The organism is Mesorhizobium sp. M4B.F.Ca.ET.143.01.1.1 (assembly GCF_004792275.1).
Lineage (GTDB): Bacteria > Pseudomonadota > Alphaproteobacteria > Rhizobiales > Rhizobiaceae > Mesorhizobium > Mesorhizobium abyssinicae.
In genome coordinates this window covers 41452-54390 of sequence record NZ_SRSR01000025.1, presented here as the reverse complement: position 1 = coordinate 54390, position 12939 = coordinate 41452, and the positions used below count along the sequence as shown (strand labels likewise).

The following is a 12939-nucleotide window of genomic DNA, read 5'->3' as shown; positions in this document are numbered from 1 at the left end:
CGGGGTCGATGGAACGGCGGACGAAGACCCTCGCTCTCCCACGGGCTTCAAGGCCCAAAGATGCTCCGGTCTCTCGTCCGCCACCGCACCTGCTGCAATAGCAGAGTCGGCAAGGGACAAGTTACAAGGATGCCGGCAGGCAGGTGAGGGGCGGCGCTTACGCTGAAGGGCTAGCTCCAATGCTCCTCGTAAGGCGGCCACTTGCCGCGCATGCCGGCTTCTTGTTCTGATGACCCACATGAAACTCGCCACCTTCAACATCAACAACATCAACAGCCGGCTGGAAAACCTGCTGGCCTGGCTCGCCAAAGCAAAGCCCGATGTGGTCTGCCTGCAGGAACTCAAGGCGCGCGACATGCAGTTTCCGCAGACCAGGCTCGCCAAGGCCGGCTACGGCGCAGTGTGGAAGGGCGAGCCGACCTGGAACGGCGTCGCCATTCTGGCAAAGGGCGCAGAACCCGTGCTGACGCGCGACGCGCTGCCCGGCGACGAGGCCGATCGCCAGGCGCGCTACATCGAGGCGGCGGTCGACGGCGTCGTTGTTGGCTGCCTCTACGCGCCGAACGGCAACCCGCAACCGGGGCCGAAATTCGACTACAAGCTCGCCTGGCACGAGCGCTTCGCCGCGCATGCCGGTCAGTTGCTCGATACCGGCCTGCCGGTCGCGCTCGCCGGCGACTACAACATCGTGCCAGAGCCGCGCGACATCTACCCGACCCGCTCCTATGACGACAACGCGCTGGTGCAGCCTCAAAGCCGCGCCGCTTTCGCCGCGCTGATCGAGCAGGGCTGGACCGACGCGCTGCGCAAAGCCTTCCCGAAGCAGACGCTCTACACATTCTGGGATTACCGCCGCAACCGCTGGCCCCGGGACGCCGGCTTGCGGCTCGACCATATCCTGTTGTCGAAGAAGCTCGCCCGCAACCTGAAGGCGGCCGGTATCGACCGGGATGTGCGCGGGCAGGACGACGCCAGCGATCATGCGCCGGTGTGGGTGGAGGTGGAGAGCTGACCTCGCGGCGGCCGCGATCCTTCGCGCCCCCCCTGTGCAGCCACCACATCGCAAGCTAGGGTGCCGCAATCATCCCCGCCGAGGCTCCTACTTGCCCAGCCTGACCGTCGTCATCTCCTGTATCCTTCTCGCTGCCGCAGTGTTGCTTGCCTTTCTCGTCTGGCAGGCGCGCGAGCGCCGGCGGATGCGGCGCCGGGCCGATCCCAGTCGTGACTACGCGGTGCGCTCGACCTGGCAGGCCGCCGGCGGCAAGCTCAACTTCTCCTCTTATGTCTACATGGATGTCGATGGCGACGGGGTCTATGGCCTCGCCGACCGGCCGATGGCCGGCATCATGGTGCGGCTTTACGACGAGCGCGGCGGCTTCATCGCCGCAGCGCGTACAAACCCCGCCGGCTTCGCCAATTTCCCGATGTCGTCCAGGCGCCGCCGGGCCAGGATCCGCGCGGCCGGCACCTACCGCTTCTCGGTCTCGGTGCCGCCCGGCTGGCGCGCCAGCAGCGCCAACGAGAACCAGTCGATACGCCTGCGGGAGGCGCCCGGCTCCGTGGCTGGCCTCGTCGGAGAGGACTTGCCGAAACCGGTCGGCCTTGCGCCCGGGCGGTTCCTGAACGGCAGAGTCCCGGCCGCCATAGAGGCGACGCTAGCGGTGATGGACAAAGGCCAGGTCCTTGAAAGCCGAACACTTGCTCCCGGCGCAGGCTTCCGCTTCGCGCTTGCCGGCGAGGCTGATGCGATTGTGGTGACGGGCGGCGGTCTCGACCGGCAGCTAGCGCTGTCAGCCTATCCGACCGATCTTGGCCTGCTCACGCCCACCGCCATCGCGCCTGGTGCGGCACTCAGCACCATCGGCTTCGACGACATCACCACGCGCGGCCTGCGCAAGGTTCCCATGGGCCATGCCGGGCTTTCCTGGCGCAATATCAACGCCATGGCGAGCGACAACACCAAGAACAGCGAGGGCTACGTCAACGGCAATGTCTCGGGCGATTACATTGCCTATACGAGCAGCGGCCATCAGGCGGAATTCGGCCGGCAACAGCCCTTCGGCCTGCATTCGATGATGCTGACCGCAGCCTGGCTGGCGTCGGAGGGGGAGACGGCGCTGGTCGAAAGCTGGCTGGGCGACGCGTTGATCGCCAGCGACGAGATCACGCTGTCGGCGCTGACACCGTGCCACTACGCGCCGATGCTCAAGGCCGTAACGCGTGTTCGTCTGTCGACGAAACACCATTGGCAGCTTGTGGTGGATGACCTGGTGCTGGTCCTCTAGGGAGCAATTCCAGGAAAAGTGCGTAGCGGTTTTCCGTCCGGAATTGCGGCAAACAATCTTTAGAGGCCGGCGAGGGATCAGATCAGGTTGTTCGAACCCGCGCCATTGGCGGTGATCGCCGAAAGCCTGTCCTTCTTGACGAGCACGGGCTTCACGTAGGTTTTCTTCATGCTCTAATCCTCGAAATGTGCCGGGACGGATAGTGTCGGCGTATGATTTGGCGCACTCATGCCGGGATCAGCCTGCCGGCCCTATCGGGCCGGAGCCGCCATTGCCCGCCGTCACCGCCGACAGCCTGTCTTTCTTGACCAGCATCGGCTTCTCATAAATCTTCTTCATGCCCACACTCTCCAATATCCGGAGCCACCTCTCGAAAGGCCGACAGTGCTCGCTTACCGACGAACACTGTCACTAGCCAGCGCTCTTGCTGGGTGGATCAGCCTGGGATCGGCGTGGAACCGCCGTTGCCCGCCGTCACTGCCGAAAGCCGGTCCTTCTTGACCAGCATCGGCTTCTCATAGGTCTTCTTCATTTCATGGCCTCCGACATTCCAACTGCATAATGTCAAATTGGGCTACGCCACGATGTTCGAGGCGCTAGCCGGCTGAAATCATTGGGGGATGGGGGTGGAACCGCCGTTGCCCGCCGTCACCGCCGAAAGCCTGTCCTTCTTGAGCAGGACCGGCTTTTCATAGGTCTTCTTCATATCCAACTCTCCATTAATCGCGGTCGGATGATGTCAGACTCTCGTCCCCTGTCAACCTGAAGGCCCGATGTTGCCGTCTATTCTTGGGGAATCCGGCGTTTCTTCTGTCGTTATCCCAGTTGCGTTGCATCAAAGACACTCCGTGAACCCGGATAGTCACGTGGGGCACTGTTCTGCCGAGCGGATGCACGGATCACAATTTTAATCCTGCACGTGTGATTTCCGACACTTAGCCTGCGCGGAAAGCTGGGCTAGGATGTCGACATGGTCTTCTCCATACGCGGGAGAGGGTGGCCGGGGGGCATCATATGAACAGATCGACGGACAGGTTGCTCTCGCTTCCCTTGTTGGCGGCGGCCATCGCCTGCGTCATGCATGCCTGGCCGTTTCTGGCCACCGGGCATCCGCTGGCCGATTCCGCCTCGATGCGGCTGACCGGCTTCCTGGTGGCGGCGCTCGCTCTGGTGGTCGGCGCGTTGCTGTTCCTCGCCGGCCTTCTGCCGGGACGGCCGGCGCATCAGGCCGGAGCGCCACTGTTCGGCCGTGCGGCGGAGGTGCAGGAGCTCGGCCGGCCGCATCTCAGGCGCTTCTTCCAGGTCCTGCCGGCGGTCACTGTGCTGGCGCTGCTCGCCGACCAGCCTTGGCGGGGCGGCGAGGCGGCGAACGAACCGAAGGTCGGACAGGATGTCGTCAGCGCGCCGCCGGCCCTCGCAACGCCGCCGGCGGAGCTGGCTCTAGCGCCCGCGCCACCGGAGCAGGCGGTAAAGACGCCGCCTGCGGCTGAGCCAGCGCCGGCAAGTCCGGCCGTGCCGGCTTCGCCGCCTGCCGCGCCTGCCGAGCCGCCGAAGACCGTGCTGGCGCCTCCCGCCGCGCCACCCGAGGCTCCTTCGCCACCGCAACTGGCACCGCCACCCGCGACGGCCTCACCGCCCGAGACCGTCGCTCCGCTGCCGCCCGCGCCGCCGCCGCTGCCGACCCAGGCTGAGGGCCACCGCGACGCCGTCGTCTGGCTGGCGGTCTCGCAAGACGGGCGCGAGGTGATGAGCGCCAGCACCGACCGCATGATCAAGCTCTGGGACATCGACGGCAAGCGGCTGATCCGCAATCTGGGTGAGCACAAGGACATGGCGCGCACGGCGCTGTTCATGCCCGACGGCAAGACGGCGCTGACCGCTGGCGACGACGGCGAGATCGTGCTGCGCCAGCTTGCCGACGGCGCCGTGCTGCACGTCTTTTCCGCCGGCCAGAACGGCGGCGTCAGGAACATGGCGATCAGCCCCGACGGCAAGCTGGCCGTCAGCGGCCACGACACTGGCGCCGTCATCGTCTGGGATCTCGAGAAGGGCGACGTGCTGCACGTGCTGCCCGGCCATGACTGGTCGGTGAGCTCGGTCGCCGTCTCGCCCGACGGCACGAAAGCCCTGTCGGGCAGCATCGATGGCGAGCTGAAACTCTGGGACATCGTTTCGGGCAAGCAGCTGCGCAGCTGGCACGGGCACGAACAGGGCGCCTATGGCGCCCTCTTCACCGCCGACGGGCACCATGCGATCACTGGCAGCGGCGACTATACGATCAAGCTCTGGGACCTCGACAGCTTCAGGGAAGTGCGCCGCTTCGAAGGCCATTCCGGCACCGTCTATGAGATCGCGCTGTCCGCCGACGGCAAGCGGCTGGCATCGGTCTCGCTCGACGGCACGGCGCGGATCTGGGACATGGACACCGGCAATCAGATCGCCGAGTTCGACCCCGGCACCGGCCCGATCTATGCGGTCGCCTTCGCCGCGGACGGCACGCTGCTGACCGGCGGCTACGACCGCACCATCCGCGACTGGCCGGCAGCCGGCGGGGAGGGGGTGGTGCTGTTTGCGGGGGCGCCGCAGGAGTGAGGCTTTGCTGCTCGGCGCCTAGGCACCCCCCTCTGGCCTGCCGGCCATCTCCCCCGCAAGGGGGGAGATCGGCAGTGCTGGCGGCGGCGCCTTTCTTGCAACGTAGGTGATTGGCGAAAGCATGGCGACATCCGATCTCCCCCCTTTTGCGGGGGAGATGCCCGGCAGGGCAGAGGGGGGTGTGACGGAACGCGACCTGCAAATGTATGCCTGCTATGCAGCAATGAACATGACGAGCCGCAATTCACCCATGACCGACCTCCACCTCGTCGAAGCCTCGATCGCCGACCTGCGCCGCGCGCTGGAGGAAGGGACCGTCACCAGTGTCGAACTGGTGGGCGCCTACTTGCGGCGCATCGCGCATTACGACCGCCATGGCATCGCGCTCAACGCCGTGCCGGTGCTCAATCCCGACATGTTCGCGGAGGCGGAGGCTTCCGACCGGCGGCGGCGCGAGGGCAAGACACTCGGGCCGCTCGACGGCATCCCCTACACCGCCAAGGACAGCTACAAGGTGAGGGGGCTGACGGTGGCCGCCGGCTCGCCTGCCTTCGAGCATCTCGTCGCCAATGAGGACGCCTTCACCATAGCGCGCCTGCGCGCCGGCGGCGCGGTTCTGATCGGGCTCACCAACATGCCGCCGATGGCCAATGGCGGCATGCAGCGCGGCGTCTACGGCCGCGCTGAAAGCCCCTACAACAAGAACCATCTCACCGCCGCATTCGGCTCAGGCTCCTCTAACGGCTCCGGCACCGCCACGGCTGCCAGCTTCGCCGCTTTCGGCCTCGGCGAGGAAACCTGGTCGTCCGGTCGCGCGCCGGCCTCCAACAACGCGCTGGTCGCCTACACGCCGTCGCGCGGCGTCATCTCCGTCAGGGGCAACTGGCCGCTGGTGCCGACCATGGACGTGGTGGTGCCGCACACACGCTCCGTCGCCGACATGCTGGAACTGCTCGACGTGATCGTCGCCGACGATGCCGAGGCGAGGGGAGATTTCTGGCGGCTGCAGCCCTGGGTGCCGATTCCGAAAGCCTCGGCGCTGAGGCCGGCGAGCTACGCCGGGCTTCCCCTGGCGGGCGCGCTCAAGGGCAAGCGGCTCGGCGTGCCGAAAATGTACATCGGGCGCGACGCGCAAGCGGCGAAGCCGATCGAGACGCGCGCCTCGGTGCTCGACCTCTGGCGGCAGGCGGCGGCGGATCTTGAGGCGCTCGGCGCCGAGGTGGTCGAGGTCGACTTCCCTGTCGTCTCCAACTATGAGCGCGACCGCCCCGGCGCGAAGACCATGGTCGAGCGCGGGCTGGTCCCGCAGGATTTCGCCGAGCGCGAGATCTGGGACCTATGCATCTGGTCCTGGGACGATTTCCTGCGCGCCAACGCCGATCCGGCGATTCCCGATCTCGCTTCGGTCGACGGCGCAAAAATCTTCCCGCAGCCGCCGGGCGCGCTGCCCGACCGCTACGGCGACGACGGCTTCGACCTCGCCGACTATGTCGAGCGGGCGAAGCAGGGCGTGACGCCGTTCGAGCGCATCCCGACAATGCACGCCGGCCTCGAGGGGCTGGAGCAAACGCGCCGCCTCGATTTCGAGGATTGGCTGGACGCCAACAGCCTCGACGCCGTGGTGCTGCCCGCCGCCGCCGATGTCGGCCCGGCCGATGCCGACGTCAACGAAGCCTCCGCGCTGCTGGCCTGGCGCAACGGCACCTGGGTCGCCAACGGCAATCTGGTGTGGCGGCATCTCGGCATCCCGACGGTCACCGTGCCGATGGGCACGATGGCCGATATCGGCATGCCGGTCGGGCTGACCTTCGCCGGCAAGGCCTATGAGGATGTGGCGCTGCTCTCGATGGCCGGCGACTACGAGCGCGCCACGAGGCGCCGCACCACCGCGCCACGTACGCCGGCGTTGGCGGACGATGTGTTTGCGGGTGGCGGCGTCATTCCAGCACGGTCCGGCGACACGCCACTCGCCATCACGCTCACCGCCGAGACCATTCCTGCCGGCGACACCGCCGAGATCGTCGTCACGCTGGATGCCGGCGCTGCCGATGGGGCAAACGTCAAGGTTCACGTCAACGGCGAGCCGATGGCGATGCGGCGGGACGGCAACCGCTACACCGGCCGCGTCTCCGTGCCCGCCGCCACGCATCAGGGCTTCCACAGCGTCTGGCGCGGCGCTTATGGGTCGATCGTCACGGTCGTGGTGCGGCTGCCGGATGGGCGCAGCGCTGGCTCCTATGCTGTGGCGGGCGGGATCGGGTGAGGGGTTGAAGCTGCCAATCTCCCCCCTTGTGGGGGAGATGGCCGGCAGGCCAGAGGGGGGCGCTGCCCCGCCGACTTCTCAGCTAATCTTACGGCGCACGATTTAGGGTTCTGAGGAACAAGTGATCGAAGGCCGCGATCTTTCGCGCCCCCCTCTGCCCTGCCGGGCATCTCCCCCACAAGGGGGGAGATCATTTGTCATCGCCGCTTTCGCCAATCTCCGCCTTCGGGTGAAGCATCCATCCTTGACCCACCCTCCACCCACGCTATCTTCCCGCCCATGCCAGAATCCAGCCTTGCTCCGCTCATTGTCATCGATCTCCAGACCGGCATGTTCGACGGCCGCTTCGAGCCGCCGATCCATGACGCGGAGGGCATTGTCGCCCGTGCCCGCGCGGTGATCGACTGGGCGCGAGAATCCGGCCGCAAGGTCGCTTTCATCCGCCATGACGGCCCGCAAGGCGATCCGCTGGCGCCGGGCGCGAGCGGCTGGCCGGTATGGCCGGGGCTCGGCCAGGCCGATGACGAGCCGACCTTCGGCAAGCGTGTCGGCGATGCCTTCTCCAATGCCGCACTTGGCGAGTGGGTGGCCGGCCAGGGCGCCGGCGCTGTCATCCTGCTCGGCGCCCAGAGCGACTTCTGCGTCGCGGCGACCCTGAAGGGCGCGATGGCGCGAGGTCTCGGCGTCACCGTGGTGTCCGACGCGCACTCGACGCTGGATACGCCTGCCGAGAGCGCCGCAGCGATCATCGCCCGCCACAACGCGGCTTTCGAAGAGGCCGGCGCGAAGCTGGCGACGGCGGCGACGCTGAGCGGACGCTGAACCCTCTCCCGGAAGGGAGAAGGCAGGCGCCCTTCAACCAACCCGGGGAGGCCCCACCATGCCAAGCCTCAACCTGCCCGCCGAAGGCGGATGCCGCTGCGGCCGCGTTCGGCTGCGGGTCACCGCCCCGCCGCTGTTGACCATGGCCTGCCATTGCACCGGCTGCCAGCGCATGGCGGCCAGCGCCTATTCGCTGAGTGCGGCGATCCCGAGCGAGGCCTTCGTGGTCACCGAAGGCGAGCCGGTCATTGGCGGACTGCACGGCGCATCGCACCACTATTTCTGCCCGCATTGCATGAGTTGGATGTTCACCCGGCCGGAGGGGCTCGACTGGTTCGTCAACCTGCGCCCGACCATGCTCGACGATCCAGGCTGGTTCACGCCCTTTGTCGAGACCTGGACCAGCGAGAGACTGCCCTTTGCGGCGACGCCCGCCGTGCACAGCTACGCGGCGTTGCCGGCGATGGAGGAATACGGCGCGCTGATGGCTGAGTTTGCCCAGGCTCTCGCGAAGGAGGCTTTTGCAGCTGGTGGCTCCGCCGGCTGAGCGCATTGTTGGCGCCTTAACCGGCGGAGCGGGGGGCTGCCACCACTCAATCTCGTCGATGCTGCCCTTGGCATTTTTCGAACAGCAGCATTTTCGAATTGGATAATATTGCGGAACGTCCAGCGGACATTCCGTGAACCAATCGAAACCAAAACCCTCTACGACCGCGCCATGCCAATGGCGCGGGCCGTTTTGAAGAGAGCCGGCCGTGGTCGACGGGGCCGCGGGGGCGCATGTTGGGGTGCTTTCGGGCCCGCGTCGACCAGGGCGGCTCGTACCGCCGCGAAAACACCATCGCATATCGGCAACGAAGCGGAACTTCCGCGATAGCGGAATATGCCGGCGGGATTGTGCGGATTCGGGCCTGGAAGTTGCCACCCTGGCGCGAAAATGGCGATCGCCGGTTGCGTCATCGGCAAGAAACAGTTTCTCGGCCGGCTCGCATTGACCTTGGCCGGCCGAGCGGCGACGACTGGCGCAGCAACCAGACCGGACGGCGCCCTTGACCGAACAGACGATTTTCCGCAAAGCCAGGCTGGCCGATGGCTCGCTGGTCGACCTCCATGTTATGGACGGGCGCTTCAACGCCATCACGCCCGCCTCAGCGGCCGGCCTGTCGGCGGGCACGGATCTCGGCGGCCAGCTCGTGCTGCCGGGCTTCGTCGAGGGGCATATCCATCTCGACACCTCCTTCTACGGCGATGCCTGGCGACCGCACATTCCCTGCACCAACGGCTTCGACGTGCGCGAGCGCGTTGCCTTCCAGGCGCGCAACCTCAGCGCGGCCGCACCGATGGCAGAGCGCGCGAAAAACCAGCTCGAGCTGTGCATCGGCCACGGCAGCCTCGCCATGCGCAGTCACGTCATGGTCGACGGTTCGGTCGGCTTGAAGCATCTCGAAGTGATCCTCGCCATATGCGAGAAATATCGCGAGCTGATCGACATCCAGCTCGTCGCCTTCCCGCAGAGCGGCATTCTGTCGTCGCCCGGCACGCCGGAGTTCTTGGACGAAGCTCTAAGGCTCGGCTGCGACCTCGTCGGCGGGCTCGACCCGGCGAGCTTCGACCGCGATGTGAAGGCCCATCTCGACGTGGTGTTCGGCCTCGCCGGAAAGCATGGCGTCGGCGTCGACATCCATCTGCACGATGGCGGCACGCTCGGCCTGTTCCAGATCGAGGAGATCGCGGCGCGGACCACGGCATTGGGCATGGGCGGCAACGTCGCCGTCAGCCACGCCTACGCGCTGGGCGACATCCCGGCCGACGCGCTGGCCAGGGCCGGCGACATGCTCGCCGCCTCAGGCGTCGCCATCATGACCAACGCGCCCGGCAACCACGCCTTCCCGCCGGTGGCGGCACTGCGCAAGGCCGGTGTCACCGTCTTCAGCGGCTCCGACAACATCCGCGATTCCTGGTGGCCCTATGGCGATGGCGACATGCTGAACCGCGCCAGCATGATCGGCTGCCGCTCCGGCTTCTACGAGGATTGGGAGCTGGAAGCCGCCTATGACGTGGTGAGTTATGCCGGCGCGAAGGCGCTTGGGCTCGAAGGCTACGGCATCGAAGTCGGCGCCAGAGCAGATTTCGTGGTGCTCAAAGCCGAACATGTGCCGGAGGCGGTGGTGGCGGTGCCAGGGGAGCGTACGGTGTACCGGGCGGGCAGGGTGGTGGCGAAAGATGGGGCGGTGTTGTAGGCCGCGCGTACTCCAAATCAATTTGTATGCAAATGTTTCGCGCTGGCCTGTTTTGTGAAGTCTTTCACCGTTCTCGTGCAATCGATCGGATACACACGCGGCGCAAAACCGGTGCGGCGTGAGAGGGCAGCATCGCTCTTTGCGCCGCAGCGATACGGAGGATATCGATGTTCAAAACCCTTCGCAGGCTTGGAGCTGCTCTCAAGCGAGCCTCCAGGCACAAAGAAACAATGCGTGAATTGAACGAATTGCCGCCTGAGACCCAGAAGGATATCGGCTGGACGGAATCGGTTCAGCCCCACGAAATACGGCTGCCGTTCTAGGAGGCCGGCGCGCGGCGATCGACATGCCGCCGCGCGTCCAGCCGAACGGCGACGGCCGAGCGCCCGGCGGCCCGGCCATCGCAGATTGGCGACGCGCCCTAGTTTATTTCCGCGACGACCGTCCCCGACACCGGGTCGGTCACGCCGAGATCGCCGCCGAGGTCTTCAAGCATATCGCGAAACGTGTCGAGGACGCCGATCATCGACGGGCGCGCCGCCGCGAGGCTGTCCATGTCGTCCCATTCGCCGACCATGCAGAACGTGCGCTCGCCGGTCTTGATCAGGGCGCCCTTGCGAAAACCCTTGGCCGTCAGTGAGATCTTCTCATGCGCATCGACGAAGGCCTTCTCTTTGCCTGGCTTGGTGCGAAAGCGGACGACGTTGTAGGCGGTCATGGCTTGCTCCGATCGGTTGCGGTCAGCCGGCTGGCTTGTAGGCGCCGGCAGCCTTGTTGGCGGCCGCGAGCACGGCCTTCATGTCGAGTTCTTCGAGGATGACAAAGTCGCTCAACGAGCCGCTTGCCCGCACGGCAAGGGCGATGCCCATCCCGGCAGCCTGGTCCGGCACCTCACCATTGACGACGACGTCATAGGCGCCGCGCGTGAACATCAAGCCGGTCATCTTGCCGCCGACGCTTTCAAAAAGCGCCTTGACTGCAGCTTGCCGGTCCGAGCCCTGCATCAGTCCTTTGGCGGCGTGGGATGCATAATTTGCCAACACGGTGACCTTCATGGGTATCTCCTCCAAATATCATTGTCCCGGGCTGCCGGATTGTTTGAGCAGCACCCGAGTTGCTTGTCCTTTCACTGACATTTGACGTGGCCTCGACCGCCCGGCAGCCATGCCGACAGCGCCTTGCAACCGGAGCGACGCTTCGGCCTTCAGCAATATGCGCCTATTCTAATATGACGACAATCCCGCCCAAGGCGCGGTTGCATCGACGGTCATGAAGCGCAACAACTTTCCATGCATCGTCGCTGATATGCTTTTTTCTCCCTGGGCCACGCGGAACGCCCTTCTGCCTATTCCAACCGGCGATGGAGCCTGATAATAGGTCAGCTACATTGACCTAAATGCGCATGATCGCGGAAACCGGGAACCCGGATTTGCACAAGATCATGCCCGAGCAAGAATGACCATCCACTGGGAGGTGGGCCTTGACCCTGATGAACCTGTTGGCGTCGCGCGCTTCGCGCATGAAGGCGTCAGAAATCCGCGAGCTGCTGAAACTGCTCGACCAGCCAGACATCATCTCCTTTGCCGGCGGCATTCCGGATCCGGCGCTGTTTCCGGCCGACGCCATCAGCGATGCCTATGCCTCGGTGCTCGGCGGCCCGGAGGCGGGCGCGGCGCTGCAGTACCAGGTGAGCGAGGGCTACCTGCCGCTCAGGAAATGGCTGGCGGGCCAGATGGGCAAGCTCGGCGTCGCCTGCGATGAGCACAACATCTTCATCACCTCCGGCTCGCAGCAGGCGCTGGATTATCTCGGCAAGCTGTTTCTTTCGCCGGGCGACACCGCGCTCGTCACCTGGCCGACCTATCTCGGCGCGCTGCAGGCCTTCAACGCCTATGAGCCGCGCTACGACCGGTTGACCCCAGATGGCGGCAACATGACGCCCGCTGCCTACCACGCAGCGGCAGCCGCCGCCGGCGGCAAAGTGAAGTTTGCCTATCTGGTGCCGGACTTCGCCAACCCGACCGGCGAGACGCTCAGCCTGAAACAGCGCGAAGCGGTGCTCGACCTCGCCGGCGAACTCGACATCGCCGTCATCGAGGACGCCGCCTACCGCGCGCTGCGCTATGACGGCGAAGGCGTGCCGCCGATACTGGCGCTTGACTGCCAGCGCTCGGGCGGCATCGACAATGCCCGCACGCTCTATTGCGGTTCGTTCTCGAAGATCCTCTCGCCGGGCATGCGCGTCGGCTGGGTCTGCGCGCCGCGCCGCGTGGTGGAGCGCCTGGTGCTGATGAAGCAGGCCTCCGACCTCCACAGCCCCTCGATCAACCAGGTGGCCATGCATCGCGCCGCCGAGGCGATCTTCGACCAGCAGGTCGACAAGCTGATCGGCGCCTATCGCGCCCGCCGCGACGGCCTGCTCGGCGCGCTGGAGGCCCATATGCCCGAGGGCGTGACGTGGAGCCGGCCGGATGGCGGCATGTTCGTCTGGGTCACCTTGCCCGAGGGCAGCGACGCCACGGCGCTGCTTGCCCGCGCCGTCAAGGAAGTGCGCATCGCCTTCGTGCCGGGCAATGCGTTCCATGCCGACGGCACCGGCCGCAACACGCTCAGGCTGAGCTTCACGCTCGCCGACAGCCGCGCCGTGGGCGAGGGCATTCCGCGGCTGGCGAAGCTGCTGGGGTAGCGGGGCAGCGACACCGGAACCTGCAGGGGCGTCCTGGCGTTTCATTCGCAC

14 protein-coding genes are annotated in these 12939 nt (G+C 66.2%); 8 read left to right on the top strand and 6 right to left on the bottom strand.

The annotated features are described in order from the left end of the window. Positions 1 to 238 precede the first annotated feature (238 nt). Together EN786_RS33835 and EN786_RS33830 are read left to right on the top strand one after the other, a co-directional pair. Entirely contained in the window at positions 239 to 1012 is a 774-nt protein-coding gene (locus tag EN786_RS33835) for an exodeoxyribonuclease III (protein WP_127311894.1), read from the top strand. 91 nt (positions 1013 to 1103) lie between these two features. Next, positions 1104 to 2285: a hypothetical protein gene (locus tag EN786_RS33830; protein ID WP_127286949.1), complete on the top strand. Its 1182-nt coding sequence runs from the start codon at positions 1104 to 1106 to the stop codon at positions 2283 to 2285. A gap of 77 nt (positions 2286 to 2362) precedes the next feature. On the opposite strand, the gene EN786_RS33825 is transcribed toward EN786_RS33830, so the two are convergent. The 4 genes from EN786_RS33825 to EN786_RS33810 all read right to left on the bottom strand — a co-directional run bounded on the left by EN786_RS33825 (position 2363) and on the right by EN786_RS33810 (position 2991). Further along, entirely contained in the window at positions 2363 to 2455 is a 93-nt protein-coding gene (locus tag EN786_RS33825) for a putative RiPP precursor (RefSeq protein WP_127286950.1), read from the bottom strand. Between the two features lie 67 nt (positions 2456 to 2522). Next, positions 2523 to 2624, bottom strand: a complete 102-nt coding sequence (locus EN786_RS33820; protein ID WP_127286951.1) for a putative RiPP precursor — start codon at positions 2622 to 2624, stop codon at positions 2523 to 2525. Between the two features lie 97 nt (positions 2625 to 2721). Further along, a complete protein-coding gene (locus EN786_RS33815; protein WP_127286952.1) occupies positions 2722 to 2817 on the bottom strand; it encodes a putative RiPP precursor in 96 nt (31 codons plus the stop codon). A 78-nt stretch (positions 2818 to 2895) separates the two neighbouring features. Then, entirely contained in the window at positions 2896 to 2991 is a 96-nt protein-coding gene (locus EN786_RS33810; protein ID WP_187331514.1) for a putative RiPP precursor, read from the bottom strand. Positions 2992 to 3299: 308 nt separating this feature from the next. Here EN786_RS33810 and EN786_RS33805 point away from each other — a divergent pair, with 308 nt between their 5' ends. From EN786_RS33805 to EN786_RS33780, 5 genes are all read left to right on the top strand, one after another. Beyond that, entirely contained in the window at positions 3300 to 4877 is a 1578-nt protein-coding gene (locus EN786_RS33805; RefSeq protein WP_135909665.1) for a WD40 repeat domain-containing protein, read from the top strand. Between the two features lie 250 nt (positions 4878 to 5127). Continuing rightward, positions 5128 to 7140: an amidase gene (locus EN786_RS33795; protein WP_135909663.1), complete on the top strand. Its 2013-nt coding sequence runs from the start codon at positions 5128 to 5130 to the stop codon at positions 7138 to 7140. 279 nt (positions 7141 to 7419) lie between these two features. Then, positions 7420 to 7962 carry an isochorismatase family protein gene (locus EN786_RS33790; RefSeq protein ID WP_127287336.1) on the top strand — a complete coding sequence of 181 codons (543 nt, stop codon included), beginning with the start codon at positions 7420 to 7422 and terminating at the stop codon, positions 7960 to 7962. 58 nt (positions 7963 to 8020) lie between these two features. Then, positions 8021 to 8509: a GFA family protein gene (locus EN786_RS33785; RefSeq protein WP_127287335.1), complete on the top strand. Its 489-nt coding sequence runs from the start codon at positions 8021 to 8023 to the stop codon at positions 8507 to 8509. 502 nt (positions 8510 to 9011) lie between these two features. Continuing rightward, the gene (locus EN786_RS33780; protein ID WP_127311032.1) at positions 9012 to 10202 is read left to right on the top strand and encodes an amidohydrolase family protein; all 1191 of its coding nucleotides are present in this window, start codon (positions 9012 to 9014) and stop codon (positions 10200 to 10202) included. A gap of 421 nt (positions 10203 to 10623) precedes the next feature. On the opposite strand, the gene EN786_RS33775 is transcribed toward EN786_RS33780, so the two are convergent. Both EN786_RS33775 and EN786_RS33770 read right to left on the bottom strand, forming a co-directional pair. Beyond that, entirely contained in the window at positions 10624 to 10920 is a 297-nt protein-coding gene (locus tag EN786_RS33775; protein WP_127286275.1) for an antibiotic biosynthesis monooxygenase, read from the bottom strand. Positions 10921 to 10942: 22 nt separating this feature from the next. After that, positions 10943 to 11257, bottom strand: a complete 315-nt coding sequence (locus EN786_RS33770) for a GYD domain-containing protein (RefSeq protein ID WP_127286276.1) — start codon at positions 11255 to 11257, stop codon at positions 10943 to 10945. Between the two features lie 434 nt (positions 11258 to 11691). Here EN786_RS33770 and EN786_RS33765 point away from each other — a divergent pair, with 434 nt between their 5' ends. Further along, positions 11692 to 12888 (top strand): PLP-dependent aminotransferase family protein, encoded by a 1197-nt coding sequence (locus EN786_RS33765; RefSeq protein WP_189340599.1) that lies wholly within the window; start codon positions 11692 to 11694, stop codon positions 12886 to 12888. Positions 12889 to 12939: the final 51 nt, after the last annotated feature.